The sequence below is a fragment of the Klebsiella sp. genome (genome assembly GCF_027492335.1).
Classification (GTDB): domain Bacteria; phylum Pseudomonadota; class Gammaproteobacteria; order Enterobacterales; family Enterobacteriaceae; genus Klebsiella; species Klebsiella huaxiensis.
On record NZ_JAPUEW010000097.1, the window covers coordinates 1 to 17655 of the forward strand.

The window sequence follows — 17655 nt, forward strand, 5'->3', positions numbered from 1 at the left end:
GTTTGTGTGAAGTGATTCACATCTGCCGTGTCAGTGGGAGCGCATTATAGGGAGTTACCGAGCATCTGCAATAGTTAAATTGCAGAAAAATGACTGACTGCTGCATTCCCCAGCAAAACCCCACTTTATACCCTGTTACACACAGAATTATCCACAGACCACGAACAATTACCTTATTATTGAGGCCATCTTGCACCTCTATATAAGCAGCAATTCAGGGCAAAAAGGAGAAACATAAAAATTCGCGAGCGTTGCGCAAACGTTTTCGTTACAATGCCGCGCTATAACAAGGACGCCCGGTTGGGTGCGTTAGGTGAGTTTTTAGACAAAAATTCACCTAACGCTCTCTGTAATATTCAAATCCTGGGGATTTAATACCATGCAACAACGTCGTCCAGTCCGCCGCGCACTGCTCAGTGTTTCTGACAAGGCCGGTATCGTCGAATTCGCGCAGGCACTTTCCGCTCGTGGTGTAGAGCTATTGTCTACAGGTGGTACCGCACGCCTGCTGGCTGAGAAAGGTCTGCCGGTAACCGAAGTCTCTGACTACACCGGTTTCCCGGAAATGATGGATGGACGCGTGAAGACCCTGCATCCGAAAGTACACGGCGGCATTCTCGGTCGTCGTGGTCAGGATGATGCCATTATGGAACAGCACGGTATCGCACCCATCGATATGGTTGTCGTTAACCTTTATCCGTTCGCCGAGACCGTTGCCCGTGAAGGCTGTTCGCTGGAAGATGCGGTAGAGAATATTGATATCGGTGGCCCGACCATGGTTCGCTCAGCGGCAAAGAACCATAAAGATGTGGCCATCGTGGTGAAGAGCAACGACTACGAAGCCATTATTAATGAGATGGACGCCAACGAAGGCTCCCTCACTCTGGAAACCCGCTTCGACCTCGCCATCAAAGCTTTCGAACATACCGCAGCCTACGACAGCATGATTGCCAACTACTTCGGCAGCATGGTTCCGGCCTATTATGGTGAAAGCAAAGAAGCCGCTGGCCGCTTCCCGCGTACTCTTAACCTGAACTTCATTAAGAAGCAGGATATGCGCTACGGCGAAAACAGCCACCAGCAGGCTGCCTTCTATATAGAAGAGAATGTTAAAGAGGCTTCCGTTGCCACTGCGACCCAGATCCAGGGCAAAGCGCTCTCTTATAACAACATCGCAGATACCGATGCGGCGCTGGAGTGCGTGAAAGAGTTCAACGAACCTGCCTGCGTTATCGTTAAGCACGCTAACCCGTGCGGTGTGGCTGTCAGCTCCTCTATTCTTGACGCCTACGACCGCGCCTACAAAACCGACCCCACCTCCGCGTTCGGCGGCATCATCGCTTTCAACCGCGAACTGGATGCCGAAACGGCACAAGCCATTATCTCCCGCCAGTTTGTGGAAGTGATCATTGCACCGTCTGCAACAGAAGAAGCGCTGAAAATCACTTCCGCTAAACAGAACGTACGCGTCCTGACCAGTGGTCAGTGGGCAACCCGCGTTGCCGGTCTGGACTTCAAGCGTGTGAACGGCGGTCTGCTGGTTCAGGATCGTGACCTGGGTATGGTCACCGAAAGCGAACTGCGCGTGGTTTCCAGGCGTCAGCCTACCGAAAAGGAACTGCGCGATGCGCTGTTCTGCTGGAAAGTGGCGAAATTCGTCAAATCTAACGCCATTGTCTACGCCAAAGAGAATATGACTATCGGGATAGGCGCAGGCCAGATGAGCCGCGTTTACTCCGCGAAGATCGCCGGGATTAAAGCCGCCGACGAAGGGCTGGAAGTCAAAGGTTCCGCAATGGCTTCCGACGCGTTCTTCCCATTCCGCGATGGTATTGATGCCGCCGCTGCCGTTGGCGTGAGCTGCGTTATCCAGCCTGGCGGTTCTATTCGCGACGAAGAGGTGATTGCCGCTGCCGACGAACACGGTATTGCGATGATCTTCACCGACATGCGCCACTTCCGCCATTAATCCACGGAGCAGATGATGAAAGTATTAGTTATTGGCAACGGCGGGCGCGAGCACGCCCTGGCCTGGAAAGCGGTACAGTCGCCAAATGTCGATACCGTTTTTGTCGCACCGGGTAACGCAGGCACCGCGCTGGAGCCTGCGCTGCAAAACGTGGCTATCAGTGTTACCGATATCCCGGCACTGCTGGCCTTTGCCCAGAGCGAGAAGATTGACCTGACTATCGTCGGCCCGGAAGCGCCGCTGGTGATTGGCGTGGTCGATGCCTTCCGCGCCGCTGGCCTGAAAATCTTCGGGCCAACCGAAGGCGCCGCGCAGTTGGAAGGCTCCAAAGCCTTCACCAAAGATTTCCTCGCCCGTCATAACATTCCGACGGCGGAATATCAGAACTTCACCGAAGTTGAGCCTGCGCTGGCATACCTGCGCGAGAAAGGCGCACCCATTGTCATCAAAGCCGACGGCCTGGCCGCCGGTAAAGGCGTTATCGTCGCGATGACTCTCGAAGAAGCCGAAGCCGCCGTGCATGACATGCTGGCCGGTAACGCCTTTGGTGACGCGGGTCACCGTATCGTTATCGAAGAGTTTCTCGACGGTGAAGAAGCGAGCTTTATCGTGATGGTTGACGGCGAGCACGTGCTGCCGATGGCCACCAGCCAGGATCACAAACGTGTAGGCAATGGCGATACAGGTCCGAACACTGGCGGGATGGGCGCCTACTCACCGGCGCCAGTCGTGACCGATGAAGTTCACCAGCGCACTATGGAACGCATCATCTGGCCAACCGTCAAAGGCATGGCAGCAGAAGGGAACACCTACACCGGCTTCCTGTACGCAGGTCTGATGATCGACAAACAGGGCAACCCGAAGGTTATCGAGTTCAACTGTCGCTTCGGCGATCCGGAAACTCAGCCGATCATGCTGCGCATGAAATCGGATCTGGTGGATCTGTGCCTCGCCGCCTGCGAAGGCAAGCTGGACGAAAAAACCTCCGAATGGGATGAACGCGCCGCGTTAGGCGTGGTGATCGCTGCCGGAGGTTACCCGGGCGACTACCGTACCGGGGACGTTATCCACGGCCTGCCGGTGGAAGAAACCGCAGACGGCAAAGTATTCCATGCAGGGACTAAACTCGCTGATGACGACCGCGTGTTGACTAGCGGAGGTCGCGTACTATGCGCCACCGCGCTGGGTCATACCGTTGCCGAAGCGCAGAAACGCGCTTACGCCCTGATGACCGATATTCGCTGGGACGACAGCTTTAGCCGAAACGACATCGGCTGGCGCGCCATCGAACGCGAGCAAAACTAGCGGCTAAGCTTAGCCAGCAGCGTTTTGCGCGTAATGCCCAACTGGCGGGCGGCTTCAGTTTTGTTGCCGCCCGTTTTTTCAAGCGCCGCCAGAATCACCTCTTTTTCTACTTCCACCAGCGGTTGAATCACGTCATCGGATAGCGACAATACCGGAACTGGCGTACCGGCAATCGACAACGGCAGCTCGCGTTCGGAAATATACTCTCCCGTCAGCAGAACCACCGCCCGCTCTACCGCGTTTTCCAGTTCACGAATATTGCCAGGCCAGTCGTAGTGGATCAGCAAATCCATCGCCTGCGGCGTAAAACCCTGCACCGCCTTGCGGTTACGCTCGGCATAACGTTGCAGGAAATAGCGCGCCAGCTGTGGGATATCTTCTCGACGCTGACGCAACGGTGGCATGTCGATGGTCACCACGTTCAGGCGATAGTAGAGATCCTGACGAAAGCGACCGGCACTCACCTCTTCGGCTAAATCGCGATGGGTGGCGGCAATCAGTCTGACATCAACCTTAATCGTCTGATTACTCCCAACGCGTTGAACTTCTCGTTCCTGGATCGCTCGTAACAATCGCACCTGCATCAGCGGCGAGATATCACCAATCTCATCGAGGAATAATGTGCCGCCATCGGCTTGCTCAAAACGCCCTTCCCGCCGTTTATCGGCCCCGGTAAACGCCCCCTTCTCATGACCGAACAGTTCCGACTCCAGCAACGATTCATTGAGCGCCGCACAATTCAGCGTCACCAGCGGTTGATTATTACGCCTGCTACTGGCGTGGAGCGCACGGGCAACCAGCTCTTTGCCGGTACCTGACTCACCGCAGATCAACACCGTCGCATCAGATGGCGCCACCAGGGCGATATTGCTGAGTAGCGCCTGCATCGCCGGGCTATCACCCACCATGCCAAAGTGTGCTGCTGGGCCTGGATCCATGCCGTTATCGGACTGGCGTGTATGTGCCAGCGCCTGGGCAAGCGTCTCCTGCAGTTTGTCAAAATCCAGAGGTTTGATGAGATAATCCAGCGCCCCGGACTTGATAGCTTCAACCGCCGTTCCTACGCTGGAGAACGCGGTCATGATGAGTACCGGGATTGCCGGGTTGTAAGCCTTAATTTCCTTAAGCGTTTCAATACCGTCCATCTCCGCCATACGGATATCGCACAGCACCAGATCAAACACCTTTTGCTTCACCTGCTCCAGAGCTAATAGTCCGTTGTGGGCCAACGCGACGTTATAGCCCCAGCCCCTCAGTAAGGCCTGGAGGATCGTGCAATGGCTGACATCGTCATCAACAACCAGAATGTCTACCTTCTCATCCGTCATCCTTGTTCATCCTTTTGTTGCGCGCTCACCGGCAGATAAAGCGTAAAAGCGGCGCCTTTTCCCGGCGTACTGTCGGCATGGATCGTTCCGCCATGTTGTTCAACAATATTCTGAACTACCGCCAGCCCCAGTCCGGTGCCATCTGCTTTGGTCGTAAAATAGGGGGTGAAGATGGCCTGTCTTTGCTCTGCCGTCATCCCCTTTCCACTATCGGTCACGACGATTTTCACTCTCTGCCCATCGCATTCGCCGACTTCCACGCGAATCGTCCCATGATGTCCAATGGCCTGCATCGCGTTGAGATACAGGTTCAGTAATACCTGCTTAAGCCTGTCAGGATCAGCCTGAATCCGGCGTAGCGAAGGCTGAGCGTTAAAGTTCAGTTCGATAGCACGGCTCTGCGCATCCTGACCAATCAGTTGAAGCGAGTGGGTAATTACCTCATTCAAATCAACCCATTGATATTTTAAATGCGCCGGACGTACCAGCTCAAGCAGCTCGCTGACGACCCTGTTCAGGCGATCGGCTTCTTTTGCCATCACCTGGGCCAGCTGATGCGCTTCACCGTCGGGCGGGGTACGTTCAGCGAAATATTTTGCCAACCCTTTAATGGATGATAACGGGTTACGAATTTCATGCGCGACGCCCGCAGCCAAATGCCTGATCGCCACCAGTTTCTCTTTACGCGCCATCGCTTCCTGTAGTTGTTTACGCGAGCGCTGATAGCGTCGGAACCAGAATTGAGCCAGCACGGTGGCCACCATCACCACGCCTGCCGCACACAGCATAACGATCATATTCCGCAGACCACGGGCGTTGTCAGCATCCAGTTCCCGGGCATCAAAGGCGATAAAAATAACCTGCGGCACCTGAGCACGCAGGTCGGCAGATTCGCGGCGCATCATCATGCGCATATGGTGAGCGCCCCCGCCGTTAAGCGGGCGAAACTGGCGATAGATTTCCAGCGCCGGCTCCGGTTTTTCAAGCCGCCGCCAGCGTTCCTCGCTGCCAATGTTCAACTCGCGCATCGCATCGGCAGGATACAGCGTCCCACCAACCTGCTGCGGATCGCTATGAGCAATAACTTTGCCATTCTCATCCGTCACCGCAAACCACAGTACGCCAGGCTGCCAGGCCATCTCCTCGAGCAACGCCTGAAGCTGGGCGTGATGCATACGCATTCCCATACCGACGCGAGTTCCAGACTCAAGGGCGCGAATCAGTACGCTGCCTTTTTCCTGAATGGTCTGGCGCGCGGCGTCGTTCTCACGACCATTGTCGCGCACGATAAGTACGGAAAACAGGCACACCAGCAGTAAGATGAGGCCAGTCAATAGCCAGCTCAGCCCAACGGCGACAGAATCCTTCGACAACCGCATCACGTTCATTGCCACTCCCTTTTATCAGGCTCTACGGTTCCCAGCAGAAATCATGCCATTTTTCCGGCCCGGCAAACGGGCTCTCAGGCATAAACCCGCAAGACGGCGGGTAAAAATGACCCGCATCGATCTTTGCCGCGAGTCATTTTTACTCGCTGTCATCTGCTGATGCGATAGAAAACCTTATATCCTGTGGAGTTTTCATCCTGGCACGGAAGATGCAAATACAGAAGAAACCATAAACCAGGAGAATAAACCATGAAACGGAACCACAAATTCACTCTGACACTCATCGCCCTTGCCACCTTAACCTTTGGTAGCAGCTCTGCATGGGCAGGACACCACTGGAATAACGGCAACGGAATGGGTCCGCAGGGCTATAGCCAACTGACGACTGAACAGCAGGCCACTGCCCAGAAGCTGCATAGCGATTTCTATGAGCAAACCCGCGCTCTACGCCAGCAGCTCACATCAAAACGCTACGAATACAATGCGTTGTTAACTGCGGATAAACCGGACAGTACAAAAATTGAATCCGTTGCCCAGGAGATGGAAGCTCTCGGTCAGAAGCTGGCCCAGCAGCGGGTTAAGTTTGATGTCGCTTTAGCACAGGCGGGTATTCCTCGCGGCGAGGGAATGGGACGTGGAGGCTGTGGGGGTGGTGGCCGCGGTCATATGAGCATGAACCACTGGTAAGATTTAGAAGTTTTTCTCAGTCGGCTGCCAGGTACAGAAGTCTTCGTTTGCCACCAGCAGCAGCTGGGAACCTTCCGGCGCTTCCAGCCACGCCACGCTCACCTCAATGGATGAGTGATTCTGGCGACGTTCAATATGGGCTAGCGCTCGCGCATCAAGGTCAGGCTTCACGGCCTGACCTTCGCAGGTTGTTACCGTCTGGTTGGCATGCCAGCGTCCCTGACGCAGCATCACGCGCCCCTGACGTAAAGCATCGCTGGTCTGGCGTATTTGCTCTGCGCGGTAACGATATAGCGCAACCTGATCGCTGGAAAGCTGCTGCTTCTGCCCGTCGACTTCGCGCTGCATAAAGCTTAGCTCGCCCTGCGCATCAAAGCGGGCGCGAATATGTTCCGGGGGTTTGCCGTAAACGTTCAATTCGATTAGCGCAAGCTGATCGTCCTGCCAACGGTACTCGCTGGTCGAGGTATTTCCGTGACGCCACGGGCTAAAGGCGGCAAGAAGGCGAACCTCGCCATCTGAATCTTTACGCCAGATACGCATCGCTCCCTGGTTATCCGCATACCCGCTGGCGGTAAACGGTGGGAGAGAAGAATCGTGGCTGCAGGCAGTAAGCAGCAATACGCCCACCAGCGCCAACGGACGACGCCAGGTAGACAAAAGGGGCTTAAAAGCCCCTTCGATAAAACTGTAAACTGCCACGCGGTCTTACTTAACTGCGTCTTTCAGTGCTTTGCCTGAAACAAATGCCGGTACGTTAGCTGCGGCGATTTTGATTTCATTACCGGTCTGCGGGTTGCGGCCAGTACGCTCAGCGCGGTGGTTCACTTTGAAGGTACCGAAACCAACCAGTTGAACAGCATCACCTTCTTTCAGAGACTCAGTAATTGCAGCCAGGGTAGATTCCAGGGCAGCTTTCGCCTGTGCTTTGGACAGGTCAGCTTTGTCCGCAATTACATCAATCAGTTGAGTCTTGTTCATAAGTTATCCTTACAATGTGTTTATCGCTTGCTAAGCATCGAGTGCGACGGAAATGCCAAAAAAGCACCCACCTGCATACACGCACCGATAGCCACTTTTTTTCGCCCCCCAAATGTAGACCAGACGGGGGGCGGAATGGAAGCCTTCAGACGCTACAATTCAGGCGGTAAATCACGTTTTCTTGTCTCACTGCTGAAAATTTATACCAATATTGCTCTCGCCGGCCTCGCGGAGGTCTGCACGAAGCCCTTTGATCAGTTCAATGTCTCGTTCTTCACAGTCGGCCAAAAGACGGAAAATCTCCCACTGAATGTCCCATTCTTGCTCAACAGCTGGGTTTTCTTTGAGCTCTTCGTCGGTCATTTCGCGACCAGCCTGGGTCATTTCCAGCATCGCAACGGTGGTGATGGAACTCTTGCTCACCTCGATCGCATGTTCAAGCGTTTCCCCACTCAGCCGCGAGTGAATCAATTCACTTAATGCGACGCAGGCGTCAATAGCCGGATAAACACCGTACAGATCGTAATCATCAGCAGCCGGAATCGCCTCTTCCAGCTTTTCTAGCTGGCTATCAAAATTCACTTTCGCATCTTTAACCGTCAGCGTTTCCCAGATCAGGTCAAGGATGCGACGATACAGCTGGCCATCAGCGAACTCAGTTTGCTTGCAGAACATGGCGTAGTTGGGATACATACGCTCGCACAGACAGGCCATAAAAGTGACGTGCTGCCAGCTCTCCAGCTTCTCCAGACGCAGGTGAATCGGGTTTTGTAACATGATGAATTCTCGAAGTCAGAAATTAGCCGCAGTGTACCTGAATCAGCCATAATTTGCTTGCCAACGCACAAACGCCGGTCGGTGGGACGCCACTGCATCAGCCCAGCGCGTCGGCTCCGGCAGACGGTAGCCTTTCAGGCAACGTTCCACCCACATCAGCGCGCTATCAAGGCCAACGCGATGTCCAGTGCTTACGAACAGCGGGTTGCAGCGCGCTTTACTGCGCAGAACCCATGCCAGCTGCTCACCTTTATCCTGCAATGGAGCCAGCGCGCCGGGCTCATCGCCGAGCAGTTCAAACTTACCGCATAGTCGCTTTTTCGCCACACCGATCGTCGGGACATCCACCAGTAGTCCAAAATGGCTGGCGACGCCGAGGCGGCGCGGATGAGAAATACCGTGCCCGTCGACGAATAAGAGATCCGGTTTTTTTGAAAGTTGCTCCCACGCCGCCAGCAGCGCAGGCGTTTCGCGAAAGGAGAGGAAACCGGGAATGTAGGGCATCGTGGTGGCAACACGCGCCACCTGATATTCCACCAGCTCCAGCGACGGATAGCTCAGCAGCACCATCGCCGCCCGGGTGACTTCGCCCTCTTGCTCAAATCCAACATCCGCCCCGCCGATCAGCATCGGCGGCTCCTGGTCCAGACGATCGACTCGCTCCACCGATTCCGCCAGGCTCAGCTGTTGGGCGCGTAGCGATGCCAAATCCATAATTACTCCTTAACGGTGGTATTGCGCCGACAAACGGTGCACCGCCTCCACAAACACACCCGCATGTTCCGGGTCGACGTCCTGGTGGATCCCGTGGCCGAGGTTGAAGACATGACCCTCACCCTGGCCGAATCCGGCGAGAATGGTCGCCACTTCTTCCTCGATACGCGCCGCAGGAGCGTAAAGCATTGAAGGGTCCATATTGCCCTGCAGAGCGACTTTATGGCCCACGCGACGGCGCGCATCGGCGATATCGGTAGTCCAGTCGAGGCCTAGCGCATCGCAACCGGTTTCCGCCATCGCTTCCAGCCACTGCCCGCCGCCTTTGGTAAACAGGGTTACCGGTACGCGACGGCCTTCGTTCTCACGCAGCAGACCATCGACGATTTTATGCATGTAGTAGAGCGAGAACTGCTGATAATCACGACCGGTCAGCGCGCCGCCCCAGGTGTCAAAAATCATCACCGACTGAGCGCCCGCTTTGATTTGCGCGTTCAGATACAGCGTGACGCTTTTCGCCAGCTTATCCAGCAGGGCGTGCAGCGCCTGCGGCTCGGCATACATCATCTTCTTGATCACCGTAAACGCTTTGCTGCTGCCGCCTTCAACCATATAGGTCGCCAGCGTCCACGGGCTACCGGAGAAACCAATCAGCGGCACTTCACCTTTGAGCTCGCGGCGGATAGTACGCACCGCGTTCATCACATAGCCGAGCTCCCCTTCCGGGTCAGGGATCGGTAGTTTATCGACATCCGCTTTACAGGTGATGGGCGAGGTAAAACGCGGGCCTTCACCGGCTTCGAAATAAAGCCCCAGCCCCATGGCGTCCGGGATAGTCAGAATGTCCGAGAAGAGGATTGCCGCATCCAGCTTATAGCGACGCAGCGGCTGCAGCGTCACTTCGCAAGCCAGCTCAGCATTTTTACACAGCGACATAAAGTCGCCCGCTTCTGCGCGAGTGGCTTTATATTCCGGTAAATAGCGGCCCGCCTGGCGCATCATCCACACCGGGGTGACATCAACCGGCTGACGTAGCAGCGCGCGCAGGTAACGATCGTTCTTCAATTCGGTCATTTTTACATTCCTTTAGCGTTGATGCGCCAAGTTTATACACAAAATCATTCAAAGTGGATCAAGGCGGCAATTGAATGAACCCCAGGAGCCTACTCAAGTAAGTGACTGGGGTAAGTGAAAGCAGCCAACAAAGAGGCAATTTGAAGGATTAAAGTGTATGTAACATGTCACTCATACTCTGCCCGACACATCGCCACGGTATCTTCTATCAGACGGCGGGCAACCGTACCCGGCGGCGGCAGGAGCGGCAGATCGTCATAGCGATACCATCCCGCCTCCAGCAGCTCTTTCTTATCGATAACAATCTCGCCGCTGTCGTATTCCGCCATAAACGCAGTCATTAGCGATTGCGGGAACGGCCACGGCTGGGAGGTCACGTAGCGCAGGTTTTTCACCTTAATGCCGCTCTCTTCCATGACCTCACGGGCAACCGTCTGCTCCAGGGTTTCACCGACTTCGACAAACCCGGCCAGCACCGTATGCACACCGTTGCGATGGCGCGTGTGCTGCGCCAGCAAAATAGAATCATCCCGTCGAATAGCAACGATGATGCACGGCGCGATTTGCGGGTAATAACGCTCACGGCAGTGGCTGCATAGCATCGCCCATTCAGTTTTGCTGGGGTGCATCGGATGCCCGCAATAACCGCAGAATTTATGCGAGCGATAGAACTCCGCCAGCTGGATCCCACGTCCCGCCAGTTGAAAAAGGCCAGCATCCTGATCGAGCACCTGACGCAACGATCCCATCTCATGTCGACGTTCCTGACGAACCAGCCACACCGGTTCGCCCTGCCATTCCCCTATGCGCAGCGCGAGTTGCCCCGCAAGATTAAAATTTACCGCTTCGCCATATGGTAATTCCCCATCGGGTAACCATAATTTCTGTTCGTGGCTGACTATCCACCAACCGCGATCTAATTTTTCAATAATACGATCCATATCTATTGCACTACCTTCATTTTACTGGCACTTTTAACATTAAATTTACATTTTGGTGAGCAACGTATTTCTCTTCAAAACTTGCGGAGTCAACCATGTTAAACCAGCTGGAAAACCTGACGGAACGTGTTGGAGGCAGCAATAAACTGGTCGATCGCTGGCTACAAGTACGTAAGCATTTGCTCGTGGCTTACTACAATCTGGTTGGCCTGAAACCTGGCAAAGAATCATTTATGCGGCTTAATGAGAAGGCGCTGGATGATTTTTGTCAAAGTCTGGTGGACTATCTCTCCTCCGGTCATTTTAGTATTTATGAACGCTTTATCGCCGAATTGGAAGGCGATACGCCACTTTTAACCGCCACTAAGCTTTATCCACAACTGCAAGCCAACACCCAGCAAATCATGGATGACTACGACTCTTGCCTCGAAAATGCCATCGATCACGATAACTACCTTGAGTTTCAGCAGGCGTTATCGGATATCGGCGAAGCGCTGGAAGCACGTTTTGCGCTGGAGGATAAACTCATCGCCCTCGCCATCGCCCACAGCCGAAAGGATCCCGTCAGCGACAATATCGCGCCGACGGCTTGAGTTGTCCGCTATTAACGAGTAGTTTACATACATTCCCCCTCTCAGAGAGGGGATGTCATCTTGTCGGAGTGCCCATTTTCCACAGTGGAAAAGGCTGAGACCGTTAATTCGGGATCCGCGGAACCTGATCAGGCTAATACCTGCGAAGGGAACAAGAGTTAACTGCATTTAGCGTCAGCCCATTTGGGCCCGATCGCATCTGTTACTCCATCCGTCGTCTGACAAGCCATATCCTGTTCACCTGGAATGAGCTATGTCTACAACAAAAATGACCCGTCGAGAGCAACGCGAACATGCGCAGCGCTTTATCGACACGCTGGAAGGCACCGCATTTCCCAATTCGCAACGCATCTATATCCGCGGCTCACGTGAAGATCTTCGCGTCCCGATGCGCGAAATTCAGCTGAGCCCGACGCTCATCGGCGGCGCTAAAGATAATCCCCGCTATGAAGCTAACGAAGCCATTCCTGTCTATGACACGTCCGGCCCCTATGGCGACCCGGAGATAGTAATCAATGTCCAACAAGGTCTGGCAAAACTCCGCCAGCCGTGGATTGAAGCGCGTGGCGACTGTGAAGAACTCTGCGATCGCAGCTCGGCATATACCAAACAGCGCCTGTCAGATGATGGCCTCGACGAACTGCGCTTTACCGGCCTGCTAACGCCAAAACGCGCTATCTCCGGGAAATGCGTGACTCAGTTGCACTATGCCCGCCAGGGCGTTGTCACCCCAGAGATGGAGTTCATCGCTATCCGTGAAAACATGGGCCGCGAGCGCATTCGTGGCGAAGTGTTGAGACGCCAGCATCCCGGCGTTGGGTTTGGAGCACGACTGCCGGAGAACATCACCCCGGAATTCGTACGCGATGAAGTCGCTGCCGGGCGCGCGATTATCCCCGCCAATATCAATCACCCTGAGTCAGAACCGATGATAATCGGCCGCAACTTTCTCGTGAAGGTTAACGCCAATATCGGTAACTCAGCGGTCACTTCATCTATTGAAGAAGAGGTCGAGAAGTTGGTGTGGTCCACTCGCTGGGGCGCGGATACGGTGATGGACCTGTCGACCGGCCGCTATATTCACGAAACCCGCGAGTGGATCCTGCGTAACAGTCCGGTACCAATCGGTACCGTGCCGGTCTACCAGGCGTTAGAAAAGGTTAACGGGATCGCCGAAGATCTCTCCTGGGAAGCCTTCCGCGACACGCTGCTGGAGCAGGCCGAACAAGGGGTTGACTACTTTACCATCCATGCCGGCGTGTTGCTACGCTACGTGCCGATGACCGCCAGGCGGCTGACCGGCATTGTTTCACGCGGCGGGTCGATTATGGCGAAGTGGTGCCTCTCCCATCATCAGGAAAACTTCCTTTATCAGCATTTCCGTGAAATCTGTGAAATTTGCGCCACCTATGATGTTTCCCTATCGCTGGGCGATGGCCTTCGTCCAGGTTCCATTCAGGATGCTAACGACGAAGCGCAGTTTGCCGAGCTGCATACGCTGGGCGAGCTAACTAAAATTGCCTGGGAATACGACGTGCAGGTGATGATCGAAGGTCCGGGTCATGTGCCAATGCAGATGATCCAGCGCAATATGACCGAAGAGCTGGAACACTGCCACGAAGCGCCTTTCTACACCTTAGGGCCGCTCACCACCGATATCGCACCGGGCTATGACCACTTCACCTCGGGCATTGGCGCCGCAATGATTGGCTGGTTCGGCTGCGCGATGCTCTGCTACGTCACGCCAAAAGAGCACCTCGGCCTACCAAACAAAGAAGACGTTAAGCAAGGGCTGATTACCTACAAAATCGCCGCCCATGCAGCTGACCTTGCCAAAGGCCATCCCGGCGCGCAGATCCGCGATAACGCCATGTCGAAAGCGCGCTTCGAATTCCGCTGGGAAGATCAGTTTAACCTTGCCCTCGACCCGTTCACCGCTCGCGCGTACCACGACGAGACCCTGCCGCAGGAGTCCGGCAAAGTGGCTCACTTCTGCTCCATGTGCGGCCCCAAATTCTGCTCAATGAAAATCAGCCAGGAAGTGCGCGATTATGCAGCCCGCCAGAATATCGAAGTTGGCATGAGTGATATGTCGAATAGCTTCCGCGCCCGCGGCGGCGAAATCTATCTGAAAAAGGAGGAAGCCTGATGTATCAACCTGATTTCCCATCCGTCCCTTTCCACTTAGGACTCTACCCGGTCGTCGATAGCATAGAGTGGATTGAACGTTTATTGACTGCGGGCGTTCGTACCATTCAGCTGCGCATCAAAGATAAACGCGATAGCGAAGTTGAAGACGATGTGATCGCCGCCATCGCCCTGGGGCGCAAGCACAATGCCCGGCTGTTTATTAATGACTACTGGCACCTGGCCATTAAACATCAGGCTTACGGCGTGCATTTAGGCCAGGAGGATCTCGAAACCACCGATCTCAGCGCAATCCGCAACGCCGGGCTGCGCCTTGGCGTTTCGACGCATGACGATATGGAAATGGATATCGCGCTGGCGGCTCGCCCCTCCTACATCGCCCTCGGTCACGTTTTCCCGACCCAAACCAAGCAGATGCCTTCCGCCCCTCAGGGGCTGGAACAGCTCGCGCAGCATATCCAACGCCTGGGGGATTATCCGACGGTCGCTATCGGCGGAATCAGCCTTGACCGCGCTCCGGCGGTTCTGGCAACCGGCGTCGGCAGTATTGCGGTAGTGAGTGCCATCACACAGGCGGCTGACTGGCGACAGGCAACGGCACAGTTGCTCGAGATAGCGGGAGTTGGCGATGAATGACAGCGATTTTATGCGCTATAGCCGCCAGCTGCTGCTGGAGGATATCGCCATTGAGGGTCAACAAAAGCTGCTGGCCAGCCGGGTATTGATTATTGGCCTCGGCGGACTGGGCTCGCCCGCTGCGCTGTATCTCGCAGGCGCAGGCGTCGGCACGCTGGTGCTGGCCGATGACGATGACGTGCATATCAGCAATCTACAGCGGCAAATTCTGTTCACCAGCGATGATATTGCGCAGCCAAAAACCACCGCCGCCCGAGAACGGCTGGCGCGCCTCAACCCACAGATTGAACTGATTACGCTACAGCAGCGATTAAGCGGTCAGGCACTACAGGACGAAGTGGCAAAGGCCGATGTAGTGCTGGATTGCACCGATAACATGGCGACTCGTCAGGAAATTAACGCCGCCAGTGTCGCGCTTGAAACACCGCTAATTACTGCCAGCGCCGTCGGACTCGGAGGCCAGTTGATGGTGCTGACGCCGCCCTGGGAACAGGGGTGCTATCGCTGCTTATGGCCGGACGCTGCCGAACCGGAACGCAACTGTCGCACGGCGGGCATTATTGGGCCGGTTGTCGGCATGATGGGCACCTTACAGGCGCTGGAGGCAATCAAGCTGCTCAGCGGCATGGTAGCCCCGCGCAATAGCTTGCGTCTGTTCGATGCCCGCACCAGCAACTGGCGCACTCTTGCGCTTCAGCGGGCTCAGGGCTGCCCGGTATGTGGAGGGCAGCATGCAAGTGTGGTTTAACGATGAGCCGTTACAGTGCGCCGAAGCGACATCCGTTGCGGATCTGCTCACTCAACTGGAACAACAGCAACCGGGCGTCGCGCTGGCGCTCAATCAACACATCCTGCCGCGCGAGCGCTGGGAAGATCAACTTTTGCAGGAAGGCGACCAGATCCTGCTTTTTCAGGTTATCGCTGGAGGCTGACATGTTACGTATCGCAGATAAAACTTTTGAATCACATCTTTTCACCGGCACCGGGAAGTTCGCAGCCCCCGAGGTCATGGTCGAGGCCATTCGCGCCTCTGGTAGCCAGTTGGTTACGCTGGCGATGAAACGTGTCGACCTGCGTCAGCATAATGACGCTATTCTCGCGCCGCTGCTGGCGGCGGGTGTGAGCCTGCTCCCCAATACTTCAGGGGCGAAAACGGCGGAAGAAGCCGTCTTTGCCGCCCGTCTGGCGCGGGAAGCGCTGGGCACAAACTGGCTGAAGCTGGAAATCCACCCGGATGCCCGCTGGCTTCTCCCTGACCCAATTGAAACCCTGAAAGCGGCAGAAATATTAGTGCGGGAAGGATTCGTGGTACTGCCTTACTGCAGCGCTGACCCTGTGCTGTGCAAACGTCTGGAAGAAGCGGGCTGCGCGGCGGTGATGCCGCTCGGCGCGCCTATCGGCTCCAACCAGGGGTTGGAAACCAAAGCGATGCTGGAGATTATCATCGAACAGGCCACGGTACCGGTGGTCGTTGATGCAGGTATTGGCGTACCGAGCCACGCGGCACAGGCGCTGGAAATGGGCGCTGATGCGGTCCTGGTCAATACCGCTATCGCCGTTGCCGACGATCCGGTAACCATGGCCCGCGCGTTCCGCTTAGCGATCGAGGCAGGATTGCTGGCGAGACAGGCCGGGCCCGGTGCTCGCAGCAGCCAGGCACAGGCCACCAGCCCGTTGACCGGCTTTCTGGAGGCGCTGGCATGAAAACTTTCACTGACCGCTGGCGACAACTGGACTGGGACGACATTCGCCTGCGTATCAACAGCAAAACGCCGGCCGACGTTGAACGGGCGCTGGCAGCAAAACAGCTCAGCCGCGATGACATGATGGCCCTGCTCTCACCTGCCGCCGCTGGCTATCTGGAGGCTCTTGCACAGCGTGCTCAACGCCTGACCCGCCAGCGTTTTGGCAATACCGTCAGTTTTTATGTCCCACTTTATCTCTCTAATCTGTGCGCCAACGACTGCACCTATTGCGGTTTCTCAATGAGTAACCGCATCAAACGTAAAACCCTGGATGATGCCGAAATTGCCCGTGAGTGCGCGGCAATCCGCGAAATGGGTTTTGAGCATCTGCTACTGGTCACCGGGGAACATCAGGGCAAAGTCGGTATGGATTACTTTCGTCAGCATCTGCCCGCGATTCGCCGCCAGTTCGCCTCGCTGCATATGGAGGTGCAGCCGCTAGCGATGGAAGAGTATGCCGAACTCAAAACACTTGGGCTGGACGGCGTGATGGTTTATCAGGAGACCTACCATGAAAGCATATATGCGAAGCATCATCTGAAAGGCAAAAAACAGGATTTCTTCTGGCGGCTGGATACGCCGGACAGGCTCGGACAAGCGGGAATTGATAAGATTGGCCTTGGCGCATTAATTGGTCTTTCCGACAGCTGGCGCGTGGATTGCTTTATGGTGGCGGAGCATCTGCTGTGGCTCCAGCAGCACTACTGGCGCAGCCGCTACTCTATCTCCTTTCCGCGATTACGACCCTGCGCCGGAGGCATTGAACCCGCCTCATTAATGGACGAACGACAGCTGGTGCAAACGATTTGCGCCTTCCGTCTGCTATCCCCGGAAGTTGAGCTTTCGCTCTCAACCCGCGAATCGCCCTGGTTCCGCGATCGGGTCATTCCACTAGCCATTAACAACGTCAGTGCATTTTCGAAAACCCAGCCAGGTGGCTATGCCGATAACCATCCTGAGCTCGAACAGTTTGCGCCTCACGATGACCGTCGCCCCGAAGAGGTCGCCAGCGCGCTGGTTGCCAGTGGGCTTCAGCCAGTTTGGAAGGATTGGGACAGCTGGCTGGGACGCGCTTCCCGGTCGTCATGAAGAGGAATGTAATTCCTTAAAAATTCTTCGTGCATGGCCGTAATAAGAGAAACAGGAGATTGTTGTCAGATTTCCGTTTCTCTACCCTGTCTTCGTCAGCAGTGGATGCTGTCCAGGGCGAATGATAGCTCTTCCTCATTTTCGCCCTGCTCCACTCTCACATTGTTATCGCATATAAATAAATCCATCTTACAAAGCGAGAGTTATAATTAACGGAGTTTTATCTGATTCGCTCAGCAGGCATGCTGGCTAAACCTGCGTTTAAACCCACGGTTTATCT

At 55.3% G+C, this 17655-nt stretch carries 18 protein-coding genes and 1 riboswitch; of the genes, 10 read left to right on the top strand and 8 right to left on the bottom strand.

Annotation, left to right across the window (positions count from 1 at the left end):
- Nucleotides 1–379: 379 nt before the first annotated feature.
- Together purH and purD are read left to right on the top strand one after the other, a co-directional pair.
- Complete coding sequence (gene purH, locus QVF11_RS26955) at nt 380–1969, top strand: bifunctional phosphoribosylaminoimidazolecarboxamide formyltransferase/IMP cyclohydrolase (protein ID WP_287860815.1); 1590 nt, start codon at nt 380–382, stop codon at nt 1967–1969.
- A gap of 15 nt (nt 1970–1984) precedes the next feature.
- Nucleotides 1985–3274, top strand: a complete 1290-nt coding sequence (gene purD / locus QVF11_RS26960; RefSeq protein ID WP_287860845.1) for a phosphoribosylamine--glycine ligase — start codon at nt 1985–1987, stop codon at nt 3272–3274.
- Here purD and zraR read toward each other — a convergent pair.
- Nucleotides 3271–4602, bottom strand: coding sequence for a sigma-54-dependent response regulator transcription factor ZraR (gene zraR / locus QVF11_RS26965; RefSeq protein ID WP_287860816.1), 1332 nt, complete (start codon nt 4600–4602; stop codon nt 3271–3273). The genes purD and zraR overlap by 4 nt on opposite strands.
- Nucleotides 4599–5990 carry a two-component system sensor histidine kinase ZraS gene (gene zraS, locus QVF11_RS26970; RefSeq protein WP_287860818.1) on the bottom strand — a complete coding sequence of 464 codons (1392 nt, stop codon included), beginning with the start codon at nt 5988–5990 and terminating at the stop codon, nt 4599–4601. Before zraS ends, zraR begins: the two co-directional genes overlap by 4 nt.
- A gap of 249 nt (nt 5991–6239) precedes the next feature.
- On the opposite strand from zraS, the gene zraP reads away from it, so the two are divergent.
- Nucleotides 6240–6677, top strand: a complete 438-nt coding sequence (zraP, locus tag QVF11_RS26975) for a zinc resistance sensor/chaperone ZraP (protein WP_287860820.1) — start codon at nt 6240–6242, stop codon at nt 6675–6677.
- A gap of 3 nt (nt 6678–6680) precedes the next feature.
- Here zraP and QVF11_RS26980 read toward each other — a convergent pair whose 3' ends face one another.
- The 6 genes from QVF11_RS26980 to nudC all read right to left on the bottom strand — a co-directional run bounded on the left by QVF11_RS26980 (nt 6681) and on the right by nudC (nt 11164).
- Complete coding sequence (locus tag QVF11_RS26980; protein WP_287860822.1) at nt 6681–7379, bottom strand: DUF1481 domain-containing protein; 699 nt, start codon at nt 7377–7379, stop codon at nt 6681–6683.
- Nucleotides 7380–7385: 6 nt separating this feature from the next.
- Nucleotides 7386–7658: a nucleoid-associated protein HU-alpha gene (gene hupA, locus QVF11_RS26985; protein WP_004097675.1), complete on the bottom strand. Its 273-nt coding sequence runs from the start codon at nt 7656–7658 to the stop codon at nt 7386–7388.
- Between the two features lie 186 nt (nt 7659–7844).
- The gene (locus QVF11_RS26990; RefSeq protein ID WP_110277353.1) at nt 7845–8435 is read right to left on the bottom strand and encodes a YjaG family protein; all 591 of its coding nucleotides are present in this window, start codon (nt 8433–8435) and stop codon (nt 7845–7847) included.
- 42 nt (nt 8436–8477) lie between these two features.
- Complete coding sequence (gene nfi, locus QVF11_RS26995; protein ID WP_112217127.1) at nt 8478–9149, bottom strand: deoxyribonuclease V; 672 nt, start codon at nt 9147–9149, stop codon at nt 8478–8480.
- 9 nt (nt 9150–9158) lie between these two features.
- Entirely contained in the window at nt 9159–10223 is a 1065-nt protein-coding gene (hemE, locus tag QVF11_RS27000) for a uroporphyrinogen decarboxylase (RefSeq protein WP_112217126.1), read from the bottom strand.
- 167 nt (nt 10224–10390) lie between these two features.
- The gene (gene nudC, locus QVF11_RS27005) at nt 10391–11164 is read right to left on the bottom strand and encodes an NAD(+) diphosphatase (protein WP_112217125.1); all 774 of its coding nucleotides are present in this window, start codon (nt 11162–11164) and stop codon (nt 10391–10393) included.
- A 95-nt stretch (nt 11165–11259) separates the two neighbouring features.
- On the opposite strand from nudC, the gene rsd reads away from it, so the two are divergent.
- The 7 genes from rsd to thiH all read left to right on the top strand — a co-directional run bounded on the left by rsd (nt 11260) and on the right by thiH (nt 17375).
- A complete protein-coding gene (gene rsd / locus QVF11_RS27010) occupies nt 11260–11757 on the top strand; it encodes a sigma D regulator (RefSeq protein WP_110277349.1) in 498 nt (165 codons plus the stop codon).
- 54 nt (nt 11758–11811) lie between these two features.
- Nucleotides 11812–11925, top strand: a riboswitch (TPP riboswitch).
- A gap of 85 nt (nt 11926–12010) precedes the next feature.
- Nucleotides 12011–13906, top strand: coding sequence for a phosphomethylpyrimidine synthase ThiC (gene thiC, locus QVF11_RS27015; protein WP_287860828.1), 1896 nt, complete (start codon nt 12011–12013; stop codon nt 13904–13906).
- Nucleotides 13906–14541: a thiamine phosphate synthase gene (gene thiE, locus QVF11_RS27020; protein ID WP_112217123.1), complete on the top strand. Its 636-nt coding sequence runs from the start codon at nt 13906–13908 to the stop codon at nt 14539–14541. The genes thiC and thiE overlap by 1 nt, the downstream gene beginning before the upstream one ends.
- Complete coding sequence (locus QVF11_RS27025; protein WP_287860830.1) at nt 14534–15289, top strand: HesA/MoeB/ThiF family protein; 756 nt, start codon at nt 14534–14536, stop codon at nt 15287–15289. Before thiE ends, QVF11_RS27025 begins: the two co-directional genes overlap by 8 nt.
- Nucleotides 15273–15473, top strand: a complete 201-nt coding sequence (thiS, locus tag QVF11_RS27030) for a sulfur carrier protein ThiS (RefSeq protein WP_112217121.1) — start codon at nt 15273–15275, stop codon at nt 15471–15473. Before QVF11_RS27025 ends, thiS begins: the two co-directional genes overlap by 17 nt.
- A gap of 1 nt (nt 15474) precedes the next feature.
- Complete coding sequence (thiG, locus tag QVF11_RS27035) at nt 15475–16245, top strand: thiazole synthase (protein ID WP_112217120.1); 771 nt, start codon at nt 15475–15477, stop codon at nt 16243–16245.
- Entirely contained in the window at nt 16242–17375 is a 1134-nt protein-coding gene (gene thiH / locus QVF11_RS27040) for a 2-iminoacetate synthase ThiH (protein WP_287860833.1), read from the top strand. The genes thiG and thiH overlap by 4 nt, the downstream gene beginning before the upstream one ends.
- Nucleotides 17376–17655 lie beyond the last annotated feature (280 nt).

Excerpts from the sequence above, each read along its gene's own strand:
- purH (WP_287860815.1), top strand. The coding sequence starts at position 380 with ATGCAACAACGTCGTCCAGTCCGCCGCGCACTGCTCAGTGTTTCTGAC.
- purD (WP_287860845.1), top strand. The coding sequence starts at position 1,985 with ATGAAAGTATTAGTTATTGGCAACGGCGGGCGCGAGCACGCCCTGGCC.
- zraR (WP_287860816.1), bottom strand. The coding sequence starts at position 4,602 with ATGACGGATGAGAAGGTAGACATTCTGGTTGTTGATGACGATGTCAGC.
- zraS (WP_287860818.1), bottom strand. The coding sequence starts at position 5,990 with ATGAACGTGATGCGGTTGTCGAAGGATTCTGTCGCCGTTGGGCTGAGC.
- zraP (WP_287860820.1), top strand. The coding sequence starts at position 6,240 with ATGAAACGGAACCACAAATTCACTCTGACACTCATCGCCCTTGCCACC.
- hupA (WP_004097675.1), bottom strand. The coding sequence starts at position 7,658 with ATGAACAAGACTCAACTGATTGATGTAATTGCGGACAAAGCTGACCTG.
- QVF11_RS26990 (WP_110277353.1), bottom strand. The coding sequence starts at position 8,435 with ATGTTACAAAACCCGATTCACCTGCGTCTGGAGAAGCTGGAGAGCTGG.
- nfi (WP_112217127.1), bottom strand. The coding sequence starts at position 9,149 with ATGGATTTGGCATCGCTACGCGCCCAACAGCTGAGCCTGGCGGAATCG.
- hemE (WP_112217126.1), bottom strand. The coding sequence starts at position 10,223 with ATGACCGAATTGAAGAACGATCGTTACCTGCGCGCGCTGCTACGTCAG.
- nudC (WP_112217125.1), bottom strand. The coding sequence starts at position 11,164 with ATGGATCGTATTATTGAAAAATTAGATCGCGGTTGGTGGATAGTCAGC.
- rsd (WP_110277349.1), top strand. The coding sequence starts at position 11,260 with ATGTTAAACCAGCTGGAAAACCTGACGGAACGTGTTGGAGGCAGCAAT.
- thiC (WP_287860828.1), top strand. The coding sequence starts at position 12,011 with ATGTCTACAACAAAAATGACCCGTCGAGAGCAACGCGAACATGCGCAG.
- thiE (WP_112217123.1), top strand. The coding sequence starts at position 13,906 with ATGTATCAACCTGATTTCCCATCCGTCCCTTTCCACTTAGGACTCTAC.
- QVF11_RS27025 (WP_287860830.1), top strand. The coding sequence starts at position 14,534 with ATGAATGACAGCGATTTTATGCGCTATAGCCGCCAGCTGCTGCTGGAG.
- thiS (WP_112217121.1), top strand. The coding sequence starts at position 15,273 with ATGCAAGTGTGGTTTAACGATGAGCCGTTACAGTGCGCCGAAGCGACA.
- thiG (WP_112217120.1), top strand. The coding sequence starts at position 15,475 with ATGTTACGTATCGCAGATAAAACTTTTGAATCACATCTTTTCACCGGC.
- thiH (WP_287860833.1), top strand. The coding sequence starts at position 16,242 with ATGAAAACTTTCACTGACCGCTGGCGACAACTGGACTGGGACGACATT.